Origin of the sequence: Microbacterium sp. NPDC055910, assembly GCF_042271185.1 — a bacterium.
Classification (GTDB): Bacteria; Actinomycetota; Actinomycetes; order Actinomycetales; family Microbacteriaceae; genus Microbacterium.
The window spans coordinates 40,945-58,741 of sequence record NZ_JBHJZS010000019.1; the positions used below are offsets into that span (position 1 = coordinate 40,945).

Consider the following 17,797-nt stretch of genomic DNA (forward strand, 5'->3'; position numbering starts at 1 on the left):
TGCCCGGGCTACCACCGAAAACGATCGTTTACGGCGAGAGACAGCGCCAGGGCGCAGAATGCCTGCCGCAAACGGTCGTCACAACCGCGAAGTGGCAGACGTTTTCGGCGGCGATCACCAGTTCACGCCTCACTCAACGGTGCCGGGGTCGGCGGCCACTTGTGGCATTGCTATTGGGATCGGCTCAGTGGCCGGCAGGTTCAGATCAGACGGGCGCGGTTCGTACATCGATGACTCCTTTGGCCTCGCGCTCGTCTTCTTCCAGCGCTACTCGCAGTTGTTGCTTTGCGCGTGAGAGCCGGGACCGGGCAGTGGATGCGTTGATTCCGAGAACCGCGGCTGCTTCGTGGGAGGCAAGCCCATCCCAGAAGATCAGCCGGACGAGTTCGGCGTCCTCATCCGGCAAACGGTTGATTGCGTCGCGGACTTCGATAGCGGCGTCGTCCCGCGTGTGGGTGCTCGTAAGGCGCATGTCGTTCGCGAGGCGTTCAACCGCCGCGGACCGACGTGCCAACGTGCGGCGGGAGCTCCGCAGGATGTTGTGGGCCGTGGTGAATAGCCACATCCGTCCCTGTGTCGGGTCGGCGGGCACTCGCCGCCGCAGCTTCCAGGCGGTGAACAGTAGCTCACCCAGAGACTCAGCGGCGTCGGAATCGTTCAGGAGGCGGCGCTGGAAGTATCGAAGCAGATCGTCCGCATTGTCTCGAACCAGTGCGTCGATCACCGCCGCCTCACTCCTGCTGGTCACTGGCATCCTTGAGTCTGGCTGAAGAGGCTCACAGAACCCTCCTCCTGCGAAGTCGACAGTCCCCGGTCCTCCAACTCCTCGAAAAGAAGCTCCGCGACCGTCTGATGCATCGCCGACTGCGCGATGTCCTCTGCCGTATAGTGCGCGATGCCCGGTGTGCCATCGTCGAAGGGCTGGTCGTTTTCCGCTTCAAACTCTGCGGTCGCTGCTGAGGTGTCAAGGGCTTCAAGGTCGAGACTGGCGACGAACTCGCGGGCGACCACGACTACTTCCGCATCATCGGCAACACCGTCCGGCTTTACTAGGAGTCCGGCGAAGCACGTTTGTCCGTTCGAGCCGGGGAACTGGTACACGTTGTCCGCTGTCCAGCCCCAAGGTGTCTGCATCCCATTGCCGGCGACGGCTACCGTTCCACCTCCGACAATCACGGCCGACGCTGCAACGCCTGCGGCCCAGACGCGCATTCGACGCGCCCGTCGTGCACGGCCCTCCTGCAGGATGCGGGTGGTGTGGCTTCCCAGCCCCATCGGACTGGACACGGGCGGTGCTGCGGCACGCAGCCGGGTTTCAAGATCGAGGTCGTTCATGAGGGTGACGCCTTTCTGAGAGAAGCTTTACCCAGTACATGTCCGCAGAACGTGCGACTGTCCACGAGAGGTTCCGTTTCCGCTATCGGAATAGCGCCACGGAGCCAGCGAGGAAGGATCGGATCGCCGACACGACAGAATGAGTCAGGCGCCTGCCAGAAACGATCGTTTACGGCGCGAGCCAACGCGAAGGCTCGGAACGCCTGCCGCAAACGGTCGTCACAACCATCAAACGGCAAGGGTTTCCGGCAGATTGAGAGGTCGTGTCGCGCAACCCATGCCTTATGCGACAGGTCGGTTGCGAGACACAAGTGTCGGCTTCGGGACTAGGCCGTGTTGCTAAACCGGGGCCGGGGTTTCGAGCCGGCCCCGCCCCCGGTCAGCATCAGGGTGGGCGGAGCGAATGTTCCGTCGCGCCCGCTGCGGGTCAGAGGTACGGCTGGGTGATCAGCTCGAGATAGTGCCCTGAGGGATCGAGGAGGTAGACGCCTCGACCGCCGTGCTCGTGGTTGATCTCTCCGGGCTTGGAGCGCTGGGGGTCTGCCCAGTGATCGAAGCCGTAGTCAGTGATCTTGGCGTATGCACGGTCGAAGTGCGGGTCTTCGAGGAGAAATGCGTAGTGCTGCGGCGGGAACTCCATCGGCGGGGCTGCGAACTGCAGCAATACCCCGCCGGCGATCTGGACGTTGACGAACGGGCCCCATGCGGGCGCGTCGTCGGCTTCGAGCAGGTCACGATAGAACTCCGCCATTTCGGCAGCGTCGATCGAGGCGATGATTGTGTGGTTGAAGTGTGCTGTCATGATTCTCCTTGTGTCGTGTGGGTGAGTTTGGGTCACTCACACAAGGAGGAGCGCGGATCAGCGCACGACCAGATCGCCGTTCTGGGAGCGGCCGACGCGGGCCTGGCTGGTCATCATGCTCACAAGGATACCGTGACCGCGAGTTGATCTCCCTCGATGCGCTCCGGAGCCGACATGCTGCCGAGCCAGTGCAGAGTGGCGGCGAGGCAGAGGCCGGCGTGGTAGTTGCGGGCGAGCTTGTCTGAGCGCATCGCTATCCCGCGCCACTGCTTGAGCTTGTTGAAGCACCGCTCGACGACGTTACGGCCGCGGTAGCGGGCCCGCTGCTCGTCACCGAAGTCGATCGGCCGGCCGCGCCGCTTGCGTCGGTGAGCGATCTGATCCTCACGCTCCGGGATCGTCGCCGCGATCCCGCGCTCGCGCAGCCCGGCCCGGTTCGCCTTCGATGGGTAGCCCCTGTCCGCGAGCACCCGGTCCGGCCTCGACCGTGGCCTACCCCTCGCGCCGGGGACGCGGATCTCGCGCAGCGTCGCGGGCAGCATGCTGGTGTCCGCCGCCTGCCCCGGGGTGAGGATGAACGCGAGAGCGCGTCCCTTCCCGTCGCAGACCAGGTGATTCTTCGTCGTCAACCCGCCACGGGAGCGGCCGATCGCATGATCGGGCGGCTCGTCACCGAACTTCTTGTAGTTCGACAATGCCCCCCGTGGTGCGCGGAAGGGTCGCACCATGCTGATGCACGCGCACGATCGTGGAGTCGATCGACGCGACCCAATCCAGATCACCGGACTGCTGCGCGAGCGACTGCGTCTTCTCCAGCACCCGCGCCCACACGCCCTGCTCGGACCACCGGTTGAAGTTCTTGTAGATCGTGTTCCAGTTCCCGAACCGCTCCGGCACGTCCCGCCACGGTGCCCCGGTCCGGAACCGCCACGCCATCGCCTCGACCACCGTGCGCCGATCCACCGGCGGCCGACCCGTCGACTTCGCAGTCGGGAACAGCGGCCCGATCACAGCCCACGCCTCATCCGAGATCACATCACGCAACACGGTTCAAGATTCGCCCACGAGGCACCCGAAGGCGTTTATCAACACGGCCTAGGTCGATTCTGCGGTTCGTTGCTTCGCGATCGTGAGACGGCAAGGATGGGTGGAACTGAAAGTGGGGACTATGAGATCCAGCGCACCGATGCCGGGCAACCCGTGGCCGCACGATATGTCGATCACCGTTGAGGATCGGCCCAACACCCTCCTGGAGCTGCTCTGGATCCGGGAGGCGCATGAATTGCAGCCACAAGGTGAAGACCTCCCTCCGCGGCTGTTGGACACGCCTGCGACCGTTCAGGATTCTGCGGTCACCGCCAAAACTCGCGACGAATGGGCGGTAGCGTGGCCCGGCATCTGGCACGCCGCCGTGATGCACGCGGGTCAGCATAGTGACCCCCGACTGTTCGACGAGCTTCACAACACCGCGGACGGTTCGACCGAACGCGCCGATCTCCTCCACCGAATAATGGGACCCGACTGGCGCGACCACTTTGGAGACAGTGCGTTCGACGACGAATCGCACAGCACCTGGTTCCAACGTGGAATGGACGCGCACCTGGCCGGGATGACGACGCAACTCCAAGCCCAACCCGAGCGGCGCGATCTACCAGCGCTAATACCGGCCTGGCGTGCAGGCTTGACGAAGATCGTGACCATTCCTTGTTCGGGTGAATTCACGCGCAGAATCAACGACAACGCACTTCTCCTGACCGCTGCAACACGTGAGAACAGCGACAGTTACCGGCACGCGTTGAGCACGTTCATCTGATCGTCTCGAAGCTTCGGCGTCTCATAGCGCATGGGTTATGCGACAGGGAGGTTACGAGACACATGCGCCCGGTCGGGGACTCACCGAGGACGGCGAGCAGATTCGAGGCGCGGCCGGTTCAGTACAGCATCCCCATCACCGCTCGTACCTCGTCGAGAGTGCTCTGTGCGATCGATTGGGCACGGGCGTTGCCCTCGCGGAGCGCCGTTGCAGCGTCGGCGTACGTGAGGGCAGCGCGGCGTGCTCGGTGTTCCCGCAAGAACTCGTTCACCGCCTCGATCGTGAACTCCTTCAACGCGCCCGCACCAGCACTTCCGATCTCGGCGGCGATGTCCTCCGGAGTTCGGCTGAGCACGATCGCCGCTGTTGAGAGAAGGCCAGCAACCTCGGGCCGGTTCTCGGGATCGTAGGCAATGGTGCGTTCAGAATCGGTGCGGGCACGTTTGATTACTGTTGCTGTTTCGTCCGCCGTCATACCTAGTGCGATCGCATTGCCGTAGCTTTTGGACATCTTGCGGCCGTCGAGTCCCGGCAGCTCGGGCACATCGGTGATGAGCGCGACTGGCTCTGGGAAGACCTCGCCATATCGTTCGTTGAATCGGCGCGCGATCGTTCGCGTGACCTCGACATGCGGAAGGTTGTCTTTCCCTACTGGCACGAGGTTGCCCTTGCAGAAAAGGATGTCCGCAGCCTGGTGGACCGGGTAGGTGAGAAGTAGCCCACTCAGCGCGCGGCCTGAGGCTGAAAGCTCAGCCTTGACCGTCGGGTTGCGATGCAACTCGGCCTCCGTGACCAGGCTCAGAAACGGGAGCAGAAGCTGATTGAGCGCCGGTACCGCTGAGTGAGTGAAGATCGTTGTCGATTGTGAATCCAGGCCCGCTGCTAAATAATCAAGGACCGCTCCGTAGACATTCTCACGAACGTTGCCCGCAGACTCTCGATCGGTGATGACCTGATAGTCAGCCAGGATGACGAAAGTCTCAACTCCGGCGATCTGCAGCCGCACTCGTTCTCTGATTGTCCCGAAGTAGTGACCGAGATGAAGCTGTCCAGTGGGTCGTTCGCCCGTAAGGACCCGATAATGCTCGGGGTGCGCCGAGATTGAGGCGCGCAACTCCGGCATGCGTTCGGCGGTGGCGGTGAATGAGTCCATGTCTGCTCCGATACTCAGGGAGCTACACGGACGTTAGTACCGCGAATTTCGCGGGCTGCCGTGCAGCCCGCGCGTGTGCGTTACGGCTGCTTGTGCAGCCACCACCAGGACGAAACGGCGAAACGCATGGAAAGAGCATAGCGTGACCCGCTTGTCGCCGCTAAGAACGCGGTTACCCCATGGCGAAGATGCCGCGCGCCCGATGTGCGCCACGGCCGATGTCTCATAACCCTACGGTTACGGGGCGTCTCATCGGATCAGGAGACAGTCGACCGGATTCCGGGATGTGCGGTGTCTCACATCTATGTCTCGCAACTTGCCGGGTACTAACCCTTAGTTGTGAGACAGCCGAAATCGATCGATTTCGACGGTCTTGCCACCGATTTCGATCACCTGCGCGACACGCCGGCACGTGGCCTGCCGATACCCCCTGCCGAAACCTAAACGCCCCGATACCTCGGCTGTAGCGTTTTCGGCATGGCACACGAAGTCGGGTACGCCCGAGTCTCCAAGCGCGAGCAGAACCCCGACGCTCAGGAGGCTGAGCTGCGCGCCGCCGGCTGTGAACGGGTATTCGTCGACCACGGCGAATCGAGCCGCTCCACGGACCGCCCGCAATGGCTCGAGTGCTTGAACTATTTGCGAGCGGGCGACATTCTCAAAGTGCGACGTCTCGACCGTCTCGCCGGTAGTGAACGCATCCTGATCGAGACGCTGCAGGACCTAGACGCGCGGCAGGTGAACCTCGTCAGCCTCACCGAGCCCATGATCGACACGACCACGCCGATGGGCCGAGCTCTCTACGGCATCGTCGCGGTGTTCGCGCAACTCCGCGTCGATACCATCCGGGAAAACACCCTCCGCGGTCTCGACTACGCGCGCAGTCAGGGTCGTGTCGGCGGCCGTCCGAGCGTGATGACGCCCGAGCGGATTGCTGAGGCCGAGCGCATGCGTACCGGGCAGCAGAGCTGGGCAAGCATCGCGCGCGTGCTCGGGGTCGGAACTTCTAGCGTGCGACGAGCACTCGTCCGATAGTGATCACTATGGACGAGATAGAATTCCCTATCAGGGGTGATAGATATGGCGATCTCAGAGGTTCCGGACTGGGCCCGTGCGGCGGTGTCCGCGCGCCATCGGAAAGAGATGGCTGAGCTGGACTACCGGCGCGAGCTGCGCCGGTTCGACCAGCACGGATACAGCCAACGCGAGATCGCCAGATGGCTCGGGATGGCCCAGCCGTCAGTGCTCAGCGCACTCCGCACGGCCGCTATGGTGACAATGCCTCTGGACGGATTCTCCGGCGCGACGCCGTACGAGATATGCCAGCGCTATGCCGCCAGGTTCATCGATCGGGCGCAGCTCGTGGACGAACTCACGCGGTTCCCCTACGTGCAAGGCGGCCATACCGACGGGTATGACTCGCTGATCGTCGATCCGCCTGGCACCTGGTCGGAGATCGCCGACGCGGCGCGCCGCGGCCTCATCAGTGACGACATCTACGAGACCGTGTTCAATCGCCGACACTTCTCGACCGCGCCCGAAGCGCCGGCGGTCGGCCCCGAGGAACCGAGCCCGAAGCAGTGACCACGAATGGCTCCCCCGAGTTGTACCGCGCCTCAAGACGAGCAAGCTCGTAGAGCACGGCGTTGCTCAAGAAGTCCGACAGGGAGCGGTGTCCTTCTGCGACCATCGTGTTGAGCATGGCCGCCCGCATACGCTCATCGAGCGATAGATCGACGTAGAAAGAGACCTTCCTGGGCTTCGGTCGCCCAGTCCCGGTCATAAGGAGAACCGTTCGACGCATCGATCAATGGATTCGTACGCTGCCTTCGCTTGCTGAAGGTGTTCGCGTAGAGATGACAGATCGGTGCTGCCCGTAGTGTTCGCTACTCTCGTGATCTGATTCACGTTGCTTGCGATGTTCGAGATGAGTCGCTCGATACGGAAGAACATCTCCAGAGCATTCCTTCGATCGGTGGCCGTCTCGCCGGGCTCGGGTGAAAGTGCCGACTCGACGAGTAGTCGGGCAACGGTCACGCCTTGCTCCGTGGAGCGAGCGACCAGTGCGGCCTCTTCCTCCTCGTTAACTTTCACCTTGTGAACAATCTGACGCGAGGCGGGTGCGTTCGGCCGTCGGCGGTTCTGGCTTGCGCGGTCGACCATCATGCTCTCCATGCCCAGCGCAGCGAACGGGAGAAACTTCGACTGGACAGACAAGCCGAGTTAGGGGCCCTAACCGTATAGCTTGCTCCGCAGGGTTCATGACCGCACATGCGTCACCTCTTCGATGTGGGAAACAGAGGCTGCCGCGGGATGCTCCGCATTCCCTTGCCCTCGATTCGCTTCGTGGGTAGCGGTGCGTAGCGGCTGTGTAGCTTGTCGCGTGGCTGCTTCCTCCTGATCTCTCTGCGGAAGTAGCGGCGTAGCTCCTGTAGCGGGCGAAAGCGCAGAGGGGAGGTACCGCATCCATGCGTCACGAAGATCGACGAGTCGATATCCCTTTCGCACGCTCTCCCCGACACGATGGTTGGCGGGTCGGACTCCGTATGGACGAAGTACCCGAGCGACTCCCGCGACTCCCAGCGCGCTCGCCAAATCGCGGTATTCGGGCACCGTGCTGAGGGCTTCGACCAGCTGGACGCTGCCGATCCATGCGCCATCGCGGTACGAGTTGAGTACTTCGCGAGTGGCTTCCAGAAGCGCCAAGCCGACGTTCGCGGAACTCTCGTCCTCCCGCGCTTGCTCGACCATGGTGATTGCTGCTGCCCAGGCGCGATTGATCCATTCGTCTCCTGCGAGATGGGCCACTGCGACGAGCGGCTCCCAAAGATCAGCTGCGCGGTCTTCCACCGGCAGTTCGGGGCGGACACCGGCTATCTCATCTTGGTGGTCGGTGAGCAGACGATGCAGGCGATGGCGCACTACGGCGAGGTACTCCCCTGCGTCCCTAAGCCGGAACTGCTCAACGGGTTCAGTTCCCGAACGCCGACGCATAGTGAGTACTATCGCTCGGTCTTCGATAGTGTCCGGCAGTGCGCCGATCGAAGCGATCGCTGCCAGGGCGAAGACTCGATACTCCTTCAGCTGATTGTTTGGCTTCTCGACCCGGCCGTATACGAAACCCCGCTGGAATCCGGTGTTGAGGATCCCGCGGAGGGCTTCGGAGCGTTCACTCGGCCGTCCCGCTGAGAAAATCGCGTCCGCTTCGTCGAGCATCAACGTCGGCGGGGTGTCCCCTGCCTTCTCGATGCGTCGGAAGAGATACGGAACGCTGACGTCTGCGAATCGCACAGGGTCGTTGACCAGCAGGCTCAGCACCTCGAGCAAGCGCGTCTTCCCCGATCGTTTCTCGGCTGATCGGATCACCAACCTCGGTGCAACATCTAGGGCGGGAACCACGTGGGATGCGGCCGCCCACAGCGTCACTGCGTCATACGACGCCGCGTCCGGCAGGACGCAGTATCGGCGAATAGCCCGCTGAGCAGAATCGAGCGCGTCCGCGAGCTCAGGTATCTGAGTAACCAACCGGGTCACCTGCCGCTCGCCGTGGTGCGGCTCTGGCGGATCCACTCCACGACTTCAGAACGCGCGTAGCGAATCGTTCGAGGTCCCAGCCTGTAGAAGTCGGGCCCCTTGCCGAGGTAGCGAAGCTGGGCCAGCGCGCCAGTCGTCATTCCGGCGATGAGGGCAGCTTCCGCGGGCGTGAGTAGTGAGTCATCCATGATCATGTCCCCTTCGTTTCGTTGTGCTCGTTCTCTGTGAGCACTTGCTTCGACGATGACAACGTCTGAAGTGTGAGACACCATGGAGGGATGGATTGGTCCGAATCGGGGAAAGATTCGTTTGCGCGCTCGATCGGTGAGCGCATCCGAGATCTGCGTCTGCGTCGCGGATTCCGATCCGTTCGCGAGCTAGCTGCCGCTATCCCTAACGCACGCCTCAGCGCGAAGGTCGTCAGCAACATCGAGCTGGGGCGCAAGCTCGATCTGACAGTCGTCGAGCTTCTCGAGCTGTCCAGAGCATTGGGCGTTGCACCACAGCAGATCCTCGTCGACCACCACCGTCCCTACGAGCCGACAGGGATTCCAGGAGTCAGTGAGGAGATCGCGACGATGTCCGCGATCGACTTCCTCGAATGGCTGTCCCTCCCGTTCGAGGGGCACCAACTATTCATGGATGTGAACGCGGAGACGCCTGAAGAAACCGCTGCCCTGGTCGCGCTTCGAAGCTATGAAATGCAACGACGGGAAGTGGCGCACCATACGGAATCGCTAGCGAGGGCGCTTCAGATCAATCGTAAGTTCGCCGGCTTCAACGATCTGGGGCATCTCCGCAACCGCGTGGCCGAATCCTTCGCTGAGCTTCGACGCATGGCTAGCTTCCTGGAACAACGTGGCGTTCGCGTGCCGGCTGACCCCTTTGGCCACAGTTTGACCACAACTCCCGGCGCGAACGACGATCGAGGTGATCACATAGATCACAAAGATCACCGGAACTGCACGAGTGTGAGCGCCGACGAATCCAGGCGATGAGGCGCAAATCTGACTGAAAATCGTGAGGTCACGGGATCGACGCCCGTCGGAGCCACACGGGTGATCATTACAGTCACTCTAGAAACCCTCGCCTAGCTTCTACATGGCGGGGGTTTCGCTTTTCCCCTCTGAGGGAAGCCCGGTGGGGAGAGAACGCATGGTCCGATCGTTGAGCCGTCGCACGTTCACGGCAGCCGCGGTGCTCTCCGCTTTCGCGGGGTTCGTCGACGGCTTCGGGTTCGTCTACCTCGGCGGCTACTTCGTCTCGTTCATGAGCGGAAACACGACGCGCGCGAGTGTCGACCTCGCCGGGGCGAGCCTCGTCGCCGCGGGGACCGCCCTCCTCCTCATCGCGGCGTTCGTCGTCGGTGCGATGATCGGCACCAGCCTTCCGGGCGGTCGGATGCGCGGCGAGACCCGTGTGCTCATCCTCGTGCTGGTCGGGATGACCGCGGCAGCTGCCACCTCGATCCCCGGCTGGACGTGGGTGACCGGAGCGCTGCTCGCTGCGGCGATGGGCGCGCTCAACACCGTCTTCGCCCGCGGCGGCGAAGTCACGTTCGGGATCACCTATATGACCGGCGCACTCGTCAAGTTCGCGACCGCCCTCGTCGCCGCGCTCAAGGGCGGACCCCCGTGGGCATGGGCGCGTCACCTGGTGCTGTGGCTGGCGATCGCTCTGGGCGCCGTCGCGGGTGCCGGAGCCTTCTCACTCGCCGGCGCCACCGCCCTGTGGCTTCCGGTCATCGCGCTCGCCGTGGCGCTGGCCATTCCCCAGACTCGAGCCTGGCTTCACGTCTGAGCGTTATCGGATGCCGCGCCCTGGCCGGACCCGTCAGGAGCGGTCGGCGAGCATTCCCTGCATGCGCTTGATCTCGATGTTCTGGTCGCCCTCGACGTGGCGGGCGATCGTGTCGATCGCGACTTCCTGGCCACCGCCCGACGCGTAGAGGTCGACGACCATCGTGACGGCACCCTCATGGTGCTTGATCATGAGCTCGAGGAACATCCGGTCGAACGCCTTGCCCTCGGCGGTGGCGAGAGCGTCGAGTTCGGCCTCGGTGAGCAGGCCCGGCATGCCGGCGTGCGCATCGTGTCCGGCATCCGGATCGCGAGCCGGCTCGCCGCGGTCCTGCAGCCAGGACTCCATCTGGCGCATCTCTTCTTCCTGACCGATGGCCATGCGCTGCGCGAGCATCCTGACTTCTTCGTCGTCGGAGCGCTCGGCCACGAGGTCGGTCATGATGATCGCCTGCGAGTGATGGTGCAGCATGTCGCGGACGAAGACGACGTCTTCTTCAACATAGGGCGGGCCCTGGATCGCGGCCGCCTCTTCGGGCGAGAGGGTGCGGTTCGGCTCGCCCGGACCCCCCAGTTGCACGACCGGCGCCGTCGATGTCGGTGCCGCCTCAGCCTCGCTCGTGCAGGAGGTGAGGCCGACCGCGAGCATGAGCGCCGCACCCGTCGAAATCAGCCGGGTCCATCGCGCCATCGTCCTGCACCTCTCGTCTTCGAGCGTTCGATTCATCATCGGTTATATGACAGGGAATCGCATTGTGGGTAGCGCTGTTCCCAGCAGACCTATAGATTCCCCTACATATAACTGCATATTCGTGAAGTATGCGAAGCGCACACCGCGATCCGGTCTCGGGTTGCGGAGTGCTCTTCGGCCAACGCAATGACGCAACAAATCGATGACGATTGAAAGGCCTACTCTCCGCATGAACACACGACCCGAACGCGCACGCTGGAAGGCGCGCGCACTGGCCACCGTGGGCGCCGTCGCCCTCGGTATGTCGATGGTGACGGCTACCGCCACCGTCGCAACGGCCGACACCCCGACAGACCCCCGCGAGGGGCTGGCCCCCGGCCTGTACGACGCCGGTACCGCCGCCAGCAACGTCGATCTGCTCTCGACGCAGGCCAAGCCCGAAGGCTTCGGCAACTACAACTCCGACATGGCGTACACCGGAAACTACGCGATCAACGGAAACTACAACGGCTTCCAGATCTATGACATCTCGAACCCCGCAGCGCCGACGCTGACGGGTTCGTTCCTGTGTCCCGGTGGACAGGGCGACGTCTCCGTCTACGGCAACCTGCTGTTCATGTCGGTCGAATCGGCCCCCGGCCGCCTCGACTGCGGATCGGCCAGCAACACTCCTGTCACCGACCCGCAGAACTTCCGCGGTGTCCGCATCTTCGACATCAGTGACATCAACAACCCGTTCCAGGTGACGGCCGTTCAGACGTGCCGCGGCTCGCACACGCACACGGTCGTCGAGGATGCCGATGACGCCGACAACGTCTACGTCTACGTCTCGGGCACCGCTGGCGTCCGCACGACGACGACGAACGTCGAGGGCGGCTGCACGAACGTCGCCGGCAACACGATCGAGTCGCAGCTCGACGCCGAGGGCAACCCCATCCTGGGCGCGCGCTTCCTCGTCGAGGTCATCAAGGTTCCGCTGGCCAACCCGGCCGGTGCGGCGATCGTCAACCACGCCCGCATCTTCAGCGACCCGGCGACGGGTAGCCCCGCGGGCCTGTGGCCCGGCGGCAGCCACGGTGAGGGCATGCAGTCCACCTCCGCGGCGGACGCCTGCCACGACATCACGTCGTACCCCGAGATCGGCCTCGCTGCCGGTGCCTGTGAGGGCAACGGCATCCTGATCGACATCAGCGACCCGGCCAACCCGGTTCGCCTCGATGCGGTCACCGACCCGCGCTTCGCGTACTGGCACTCGGCCACGTTCAACAACGATGGCACCAAGGTCGTCTTCACCGACGAGTGGGGCGGCGGAAGCGGTGCTCGCTGCCGCGCGATCGACCCGCTCAACTGGGGCGCGAACGCCATCTTCGACATCGTGGACGGCAAGCTCGAGTTCCGCAGCTACTACAAGATGCCCGCACCGCAGACGGCGCAGGAGAACTGCGTCGCGCACAACGGTTCGCTGGTTCCGGTTCCGGGTCGCGACATCATGGTCCAGGCTTGGTACCAGGGTGGTCTCTCGGTGTTCGACTTCACCGACAGCTCCAACCCGGTCGAGATCGGCTACTTCGACCGCGGCCCGATCAACCCCAACGCCCTGACGCTGGCCGGGTACTGGTCGGCGTACTGGTACAACGGTCACGTCTTCGGTTCCGAGATCGGTCGTGGCTTCGACAGCCTCGCACTCACGCCGAGCGAGCACCTGAGCGCGAACGAGCTGGCGGCTGCTGCCGAGTACCAGATCGACGAGTTCAACCCGCAGCACCAGCCGAAGATCTCGCACGACGCCAGCTACAACGTGGCGAAGTCGTTCGTGGATCAGGCTGAGCGTGCGGGCACGCTGTCGGGCGAGGCTCTGGCAACGGTGCGTTCGCAGATCGCTGCTGCTGAGGCTGGCGGCACCACGCAGGCCAAGGCCGCTCTCGAGGCTGCCGCTGTCGCGGCCGGTTCGGGTGCTGCCGCTGACGCGCTGCGTGAGCTTGCCGACTCGCTGACCACGTTCGACACCAGCACCGAGCCGCGCACCCTCGCCGGCAAGGTCTACCTGTCGGTCTCGGCGACGAACAACGAGCACGTCCCGGCGAACATCGTCATCACCACCGCCTACGGCACCAAGACGTTCACCAACGTCGCCCCCGGCAAGACGGTGTCCGTGTCGATGAACACCCGTCTCGCATCGGCTCCGGCCGGCGAGGCCACGGTCACCACGACGTGGACCATCGACGGTGAGACGGTGACCGAGACGAAGACCGCTCCGTTCGGCGCGTTCCCCGCAAGTTAACCCATCCCGATAGTCTCCCCGGGGTCGGGTGTCCGCATCCGACCCCGGGGAGCTCAGCGCAAGCTCTACTCCCGGATCACCCGATCCACGACCCGAAGAACAGGAACATACCCATGAAGAAAATGACTGCCACCCGTGTGGGCGCGATGGCTTTCGGCACGCTGCTGCTGGCTTCGGCCGGTGCTGCTGTGGCCACCGCCGACGAGGTCGTCGACGACGGCTCGGTGAACATCAACGTCGAGGTCACCGACCGCTACCCCTCGGGCGTGCTCGCCATGAGCGTCGCCGCGAACGACACCTCGCTCACCGAGCAGGATTCGGGCGACCCGCTGGTCCGCTCGTTCACCGGCACCCTGCCCACCGTGACCGTCACCGACACCCGCGCCGTCGTTCCCACCACCCCCTGGTACGTGATGGGCACCGCCAGCGCGTTCACCTCCGGTGCGAACTCGATCGGTGCAGAGCACCTCGGCTGGTCGCCGCAGACCGCCCAGGACACCGACGGCGCCGTCTCCGTCGGCGGCGACGTCCCCGGCGTCCTGGACGAAGGCCCCGGCCTCGTCGACCAGGAACTGCTCTACGCCAACGTCGACCAGGAAGGCACCTACGACCAGGGAGCCTGGGACGCGACCGCCGACCTGACCCTCAAGGTCGCCGCATCGGCCGCCGCATCCGGCAGCTACACCTCGGTGATGACCCTGTCACTGTTCGAGTAAAACCTCGACACGCGAGAGGCCGTACCCACGGGTGCGGCCTCTCCGCGTGCGACCGACTAAACTCCCCCCGAGGTCTCATGCAACGCTTTCTTCGACGACTGATCGTCGCTTCACTCGCACTCCTTTTCTTCGCGGTGCCGTTCGCGCCCGCAGCGACGGCCGCTGCCGCCGACACGCAAGACGACACCATCACCTGGATGGTTCGGCCCAGCGACGGTGTCGGCGAAGACGGTCGCTCGTGGGTCGAGCTCGAGCTCGACCCCGGCTCGACGGTCGAAGAGCACCTCCTCGTGCGCAACCTCAGCCGCGAGACCGTGACGTTCCAGCTCACGGCCGCTGACGGCTACTTCACGGCCACGGGCCGGTTCAACATGCTGACTTCGGACCAGGAGTCCGTCGATGCGGGCACCTGGATCGAGATCCAGGACAGCATCGAGGTACCCTCGGGCGGCGACGCGATCGTTCCCTTCACGATCACCGTGCCCGAGAACGCGACGCCGGGCGACCACCCCGCCGGCGTGGCCGCCAGCATCCGCAGCGGCGGCGAGGTGGGCGTCGAGTCCCGCGTCGGCTTCCGCGTCATGACCCGCGTCACCGGCGAGATGGCCCCCGCGCTCACGACGAGCGTCTCGGGCACCTACACCGGCTCGATCAACCCGTTCGAGCCCGGCACGCTGACCCTCACCTACGAGGTCTCGAACACCGGCAACGTGCGCCTCGGCGTCGAATCGCTCGCCACCGTCTCGGGTCCCTTCGGCTGGCTCGCACGCACGCTGGACCCCGAGACGATCACCGAGATCGCACCGGGCGAGTCCCGCACCTTCGAACGGCAGGTACGCGGCGTCTGGCCGCTGTTCGTCGCCACCGTCGACGTCGTCTCGCAGGGTGCATCCGTCGCGGAAGACCTCGAGGTGGGCGAGATCGCGCCCTCCGAGGCTCAGGCGACCGTGATCACGATGCCGTGGTCTCAGCTGGTCGTCATCGCGATCATCGTGCTGCTGATCGTGCTGTCGGCCCTTGACCGTCGCCGACGCAAGCGCAAGACCGAGGCCCTCATCGCGCAGGCACGGGCTGACGCCGTGGCAGAAGCCGTCGCCGCAGCCCAGCGGGCGAACACCTCGGGAACCTGAGTGCTCAGATGCTCGCCGCGGTGGTTTCAGGACCTCGCGGCGAGCATCTCCTGCATGCGGCTGATCTCGATGCCCTGATCGGCCTCGATGTGACCGGCCATGACGTCGAGCTCGGTCTCCCGGCCGCCCCCAGACGCATACAGGTCGATGACCATCTCGACAGCGCCCTCGTGGTGCTTGATCATGAGCTCGAGGAACAGCCGGTCGAATGCGGCATCGCGCGCCGCCTCGAGCTGCGCCAGCTCGGCATCGGTCAGAAGGCCCGGCATGTCGGCGTGCGCCGCGTGTCCGGCATCCGGATCGCGAGGCGCCTCACCGCGCGCCTGCAGCCAGGCCTCGAACCTTTCGAGCTCGGCGCTCTGGCTCATGTCCATCCGCTCGGCGAGCAGCCGGATGTCACGGTTGCTCGTGCGTTCTTCGACGTAGCTCGTCATGATCAGCGCCTGCGAGTGGTGGTGCATCATGTCGCGCACGAAGACGACGTCGGCATCGTTGTGCGGCTCCGACTGGATCGCGGCGGCTTCTTCGGGCGACAGGGTCCGGTTCGGTTCGCCCGGTGCCCCGGGCTGGATCACGGGGGCGGTGGGAACGGGGGCGGATGCCTCGGGCTCGGCGGTGCACGCCGTCAACCCGAGTGCGATCACGACCGCCGCGCCGAGGGGGAGGAAGCGGGGCGATACGGGCATGGAGAGGTGCCTCTCGGTCTGGTTTCGGTGGCTCCATCTTGCAGTGCGACGGTGCACCGATTGGAAGGTCGAAACAGAAATGTAACGAGAAAGGTAGCGGAGATTCTCAGCAAACCTATAGATTCCCGAACATACAACTGCATATCCGTGCTGTACGCGAAGTGCGCAGAGGCCGGGCAACCCGCTCGGAGAAGCGCACTTTCGCTTGAGTTAGTACCTGTCAGATCGATGAAGACCGACACGAAGGGCAACCCCCGCATGAACTCACGCACCACCCCCCGAGCGCGCTGGAGGACGCGAGCGCTTGCCGTCACCGGCGCACTCACCCTCGGCGTCTCGATGATGGCGGCGACGTCCGCTGTCGCCGACCCGGCTCCGGCCGACCCCCGCGAAGGCCTGAGCTCAGGCCTGTACGACGCGGGCACCGCGTCGAGCAACGTCGAGCACCTCGCGACGCTTCCGAAGCTCGCCGGCCTCGGCACGAACTCCGACCTCGCCTTCAAGGACGACATGGCGATCGTCGGAAACTACAACGGCGTCCAGTTCTACGACGTGGCAGACCCGGCCAACCCCGAACTGCTCACGCAGTTCATCTGTCCCGGCAGCCAGAACGACGCCTCCGTCGTCGGCGACCTGCTCTTCCTGTCGGTCGAAGCGACCAGCGCGCGTCTGGACTGCACGACGAACCCGCAGTCGACGGTCTTCCGCGGCGTTCGCGTGTTCGACATCAGCGACATCTACAACCCTGTGCAGGTCGCGGCCGTCCAGACATGCCGTGGCTCGCACACGCACACCGTGCTGCAGGACCCGGATGACACCGAGAACATCTACATCTACGTCTCGGGCACCGCGGGCGTCCGCGCGGCATCGCAGCTCGCGGGCTGCAGCAACGGCGCAGCCGACACCGAGAACCCGTCGCGCTGGCGCATCGAGGTCATCAAGGTCCCCGTCGCCGACCCGGCAGCTGCCGCGGTCGTGACGGAGTCGCGTCTGTTCGCCGACCCGGTCACCGGTGCCGTCAACGGCTTGCAGAACGGCCCCACGGCCCCCCGTCACCCGTCAGGTGGCGGCTGGTCGCCGAGCCCGAACACTAACCAGTGTCACGACATCACGGTGTACGCCGAGATCGGTCTCGCGGCCGGCGCGTGCGCGGGTAACGGCATCCTGATCGACATCAGCGATCCCGCCAACCCGCAGCGCATCGATGCTGTCGCCGACGGCAACTTCGCGTACTGGCACTCGGCCACGTTCAACAACGACGGCACGACGGTCGTCTTCACCGACGAGTGGGGCGGCGGCGGCGGTGCCTACTGCCAGTCGATCCACCGTCCGGAGTGGGGCGCGAACGCCATCTACGACATAGTCGACGGAAAGATGGAGTTCCGCAGCTACTACAAGATCCCGAACGTGCAGACCAACCGCGAGAACTGCGTCGCGCACAACGGTTCGCTGGTTCCGGTTCCGGGTCGCGACATCATGGTCCAGGCCTGGTACCAGGGCGGTCTCTCGGTGTTCGACTTCACCGACTCGGCCAACCCGGTCGAGATCGGCTACTTCGACCGCGGCCCGATCAGCGCGACGAGCGCCGCGAGCGGTGGCTTCTGGTCGACGTACTGGTACAACGGCAACATCTACGGCTCCGAGTTGACGCGTGGTTTCGACACGTTCCAGCTCACGCCGAGCGCGCACCTCTCGGCCAACGAGATCGCGGCAGCGAGCGAATTCGCTTCGCCGCAGGTCAACGTCCAGGGCCAGGAGTCGTTCTCGCACGACGCCAGCTACAACGTGGCGAAGTCGTTCGTGGATCAGGCTGAGCGTGCGGGCACGCTGTCGGGCGAGGCTCTGGCAACGGTGCGT

Annotated in this window: 19 protein-coding genes and 1 pseudogene; 9 read left to right on the forward strand and 11 right to left on the reverse strand. The window is 64.6% G+C overall.

What is annotated here, in order from left to right:
- Nucleotides 1–205: 205 nt before the first annotated feature.
- From ACFC3F_RS09540 to ACFC3F_RS09555, 4 genes and pseudogenes are all read right to left on the reverse strand, one after another.
- Entirely contained in the window at nt 206–748 is a 543-nt protein-coding gene (locus tag ACFC3F_RS09540; protein WP_376128855.1) for an RNA polymerase sigma factor, read from the reverse strand.
- Nucleotides 745–1,335 carry a hypothetical protein gene (locus ACFC3F_RS09545; protein WP_376128857.1) on the reverse strand — a complete coding sequence of 197 codons (591 nt, stop codon included), beginning with the start codon at nt 1,333–1,335 and terminating at the stop codon, nt 745–747. The genes ACFC3F_RS09540 and ACFC3F_RS09545 overlap by 4 nt, the downstream gene beginning before the upstream one ends.
- A 427-nt stretch (nt 1,336–1,762) precedes the next feature.
- Nucleotides 1,763–2,137, reverse strand: a complete 375-nt coding sequence (locus tag ACFC3F_RS09550; RefSeq protein ID WP_167255895.1) for a VOC family protein — start codon at nt 2,135–2,137, stop codon at nt 1,763–1,765.
- 182 nt (nt 2,138–2,319) lie between these two features.
- Nucleotides 2,320–3,184, reverse strand: a pseudogene (locus ACFC3F_RS09555) (IS5 family transposase); the annotation flags it as partial.
- A gap of 100 nt (nt 3,185–3,284) precedes the next feature.
- Between ACFC3F_RS09555 and ACFC3F_RS09560 the strand changes: the two are divergent.
- Nucleotides 3,285–3,950, forward strand: a complete 666-nt coding sequence (locus ACFC3F_RS09560) for a hypothetical protein (protein WP_376128858.1) — start codon at nt 3,285–3,287, stop codon at nt 3,948–3,950.
- Nucleotides 3,951–4,068: 118 nt separating this feature from the next.
- Here ACFC3F_RS09560 and trpS read toward each other — a convergent pair whose 3' ends face one another.
- On the reverse strand, nt 4,069–5,103 hold the full coding sequence (gene trpS / locus ACFC3F_RS09565; RefSeq protein ID WP_330194026.1) for a tryptophan--tRNA ligase: 1,035 nt from the start codon (nt 5,101–5,103) through the stop codon (nt 4,069–4,071).
- 477 nt (nt 5,104–5,580) lie between these two features.
- Between trpS and ACFC3F_RS09570 the strand changes: the two genes are divergently transcribed.
- Together ACFC3F_RS09570 and ACFC3F_RS09575 are read left to right on the forward strand one after the other, a co-directional pair.
- Nucleotides 5,581–6,138, forward strand: coding sequence for a recombinase family protein (locus ACFC3F_RS09570; protein ID WP_120227538.1), 558 nt, complete (start codon nt 5,581–5,583; stop codon nt 6,136–6,138).
- A 108-nt stretch (nt 6,139–6,246) separates the two neighbouring features.
- A complete protein-coding gene (locus ACFC3F_RS09575; protein WP_376128859.1) occupies nt 6,247–6,687 on the forward strand; it encodes a hypothetical protein in 441 nt (146 codons plus the stop codon).
- On the opposite strand, the gene ACFC3F_RS09580 is transcribed toward ACFC3F_RS09575, so the two are convergent.
- The 4 genes from ACFC3F_RS09580 to ACFC3F_RS09595 form a co-directional block, all read right to left on the reverse strand.
- A complete protein-coding gene (locus ACFC3F_RS09580) occupies nt 6,614–6,907 on the reverse strand; it encodes a hypothetical protein (protein ID WP_376128860.1) in 294 nt (97 codons plus the stop codon). The genes ACFC3F_RS09575 and ACFC3F_RS09580 overlap by 74 nt on opposite strands.
- Nucleotides 6,883–7,269, reverse strand: coding sequence for a plasmid mobilization relaxosome protein MobC (locus ACFC3F_RS09585; protein ID WP_376128861.1), 387 nt, complete (start codon nt 7,267–7,269; stop codon nt 6,883–6,885). The genes ACFC3F_RS09580 and ACFC3F_RS09585 overlap by 25 nt, the downstream gene beginning before the upstream one ends.
- A 93-nt stretch (nt 7,270–7,362) precedes the next feature.
- The gene (locus ACFC3F_RS09590) at nt 7,363–8,529 is read right to left on the reverse strand and encodes a DUF3631 domain-containing protein (protein ID WP_376128863.1); all 1,167 of its coding nucleotides are present in this window, start codon (nt 8,527–8,529) and stop codon (nt 7,363–7,365) included.
- Nucleotides 8,530–8,633: 104 nt separating this feature from the next.
- Nucleotides 8,634–8,831, reverse strand: coding sequence for a helix-turn-helix transcriptional regulator (locus ACFC3F_RS09595; protein WP_376128865.1), 198 nt, complete (start codon nt 8,829–8,831; stop codon nt 8,634–8,636).
- 84 nt (nt 8,832–8,915) lie between these two features.
- Here ACFC3F_RS09595 and ACFC3F_RS09600 point away from each other — a divergent pair, with 84 nt between their 5' ends.
- On the forward strand, nt 8,916–9,635 hold the full coding sequence (locus ACFC3F_RS09600) for a helix-turn-helix domain-containing protein (protein WP_376128866.1): 720 nt from the start codon (nt 8,916–8,918) through the stop codon (nt 9,633–9,635).
- Nucleotides 9,636–9,804: 169 nt separating this feature from the next.
- Nucleotides 9,805–10,437: a YoaK family protein gene (locus ACFC3F_RS09605; RefSeq protein ID WP_376128868.1), complete on the forward strand. Its 633-nt coding sequence runs from the start codon at nt 9,805–9,807 to the stop codon at nt 10,435–10,437.
- Nucleotides 10,438–10,470: 33 nt separating this feature from the next.
- On the opposite strand, the gene ACFC3F_RS09610 is transcribed toward ACFC3F_RS09605, so the two are convergent.
- Nucleotides 10,471–11,127 carry a DUF305 domain-containing protein gene (locus ACFC3F_RS09610; RefSeq protein ID WP_376128869.1) on the reverse strand — a complete coding sequence of 219 codons (657 nt, stop codon included), beginning with the start codon at nt 11,125–11,127 and terminating at the stop codon, nt 10,471–10,473.
- Nucleotides 11,128–11,356: 229 nt separating this feature from the next.
- Between ACFC3F_RS09610 and ACFC3F_RS09615 the strand changes: the two genes are divergently transcribed.
- The 3 genes from ACFC3F_RS09615 (at nt 11,357) to ACFC3F_RS09625 (ending at nt 15,254) form a co-directional block, all read left to right on the forward strand.
- Complete coding sequence (locus ACFC3F_RS09615; protein ID WP_376128871.1) at nt 11,357–13,408, forward strand: LVIVD repeat-containing protein; 2,052 nt, start codon at nt 11,357–11,359, stop codon at nt 13,406–13,408.
- 122 nt (nt 13,409–13,530) lie between these two features.
- Nucleotides 13,531–14,124 (forward strand): hypothetical protein, encoded by a 594-nt coding sequence (locus tag ACFC3F_RS09620; RefSeq protein WP_376128872.1) that lies wholly within the window; start codon nt 13,531–13,533, stop codon nt 14,122–14,124.
- Between the two features lie 197 nt (nt 14,125–14,321).
- Nucleotides 14,322–15,254: a hypothetical protein gene (locus tag ACFC3F_RS09625; RefSeq protein WP_376128874.1), complete on the forward strand. Its 933-nt coding sequence runs from the start codon at nt 14,322–14,324 to the stop codon at nt 15,252–15,254.
- 26 nt (nt 15,255–15,280) lie between these two features.
- On the opposite strand, the gene ACFC3F_RS09630 is transcribed toward ACFC3F_RS09625, so the two are convergent.
- The gene (locus tag ACFC3F_RS09630) at nt 15,281–15,940 is read right to left on the reverse strand and encodes a DUF305 domain-containing protein (protein WP_376128876.1); all 660 of its coding nucleotides are present in this window, start codon (nt 15,938–15,940) and stop codon (nt 15,281–15,283) included.
- A gap of 258 nt (nt 15,941–16,198) precedes the next feature.
- Here ACFC3F_RS09630 and ACFC3F_RS09635 point away from each other — a divergent pair.
- Nucleotides 16,199–17,797: LVIVD repeat-containing protein (locus ACFC3F_RS09635; RefSeq protein WP_376128877.1), on the forward strand; the 1,599-nt coding region annotated here is incomplete at its 3' end.

Excerpts from the sequence above, each read along its gene's own strand:
- ACFC3F_RS09545 (WP_376128857.1), bottom strand. The coding sequence starts at position 1,335 with ATGAACGACCTCGATCTTGAAACCCGGCTGCGTGCCGCAGCACCGCCC.
- ACFC3F_RS09550 (WP_167255895.1), bottom strand. The coding sequence starts at position 2,137 with ATGACAGCACACTTCAACCACACAATCATCGCCTCGATCGACGCTGCC.
- trpS (WP_330194026.1), bottom strand. The coding sequence starts at position 5,103 with ATGGACTCATTCACCGCCACCGCCGAACGCATGCCGGAGTTGCGCGCC.
- ACFC3F_RS09570 (WP_120227538.1), top strand. The coding sequence starts at position 5,581 with ATGGCACACGAAGTCGGGTACGCCCGAGTCTCCAAGCGCGAGCAGAAC.
- ACFC3F_RS09575 (WP_376128859.1), top strand. The coding sequence starts at position 6,247 with ATGGCTGAGCTGGACTACCGGCGCGAGCTGCGCCGGTTCGACCAGCAC.
- ACFC3F_RS09580 (WP_376128860.1), bottom strand. The coding sequence starts at position 6,907 with ATGCGTCGAACGGTTCTCCTTATGACCGGGACTGGGCGACCGAAGCCC.
- ACFC3F_RS09585 (WP_376128861.1), bottom strand. The coding sequence starts at position 7,269 with ATGATGGTCGACCGCGCAAGCCAGAACCGCCGACGGCCGAACGCACCC.
- ACFC3F_RS09595 (WP_376128865.1), bottom strand. The coding sequence starts at position 8,831 with ATGATCATGGATGACTCACTACTCACGCCCGCGGAAGCTGCCCTCATC.
- ACFC3F_RS09600 (WP_376128866.1), top strand. The coding sequence starts at position 8,916 with ATGGATTGGTCCGAATCGGGGAAAGATTCGTTTGCGCGCTCGATCGGT.
- ACFC3F_RS09610 (WP_376128869.1), bottom strand. The coding sequence starts at position 11,127 with ATGGCGCGATGGACCCGGCTGATTTCGACGGGTGCGGCGCTCATGCTC.
- ACFC3F_RS09615 (WP_376128871.1), top strand. The coding sequence starts at position 11,357 with ATGAACACACGACCCGAACGCGCACGCTGGAAGGCGCGCGCACTGGCC.
- ACFC3F_RS09620 (WP_376128872.1), top strand. The coding sequence starts at position 13,531 with ATGACTGCCACCCGTGTGGGCGCGATGGCTTTCGGCACGCTGCTGCTG.
- ACFC3F_RS09625 (WP_376128874.1), top strand. The coding sequence starts at position 14,322 with ATGGTTCGGCCCAGCGACGGTGTCGGCGAAGACGGTCGCTCGTGGGTC.
- ACFC3F_RS09630 (WP_376128876.1), bottom strand. The coding sequence starts at position 15,940 with ATGCCCGTATCGCCCCGCTTCCTCCCCCTCGGCGCGGCGGTCGTGATC.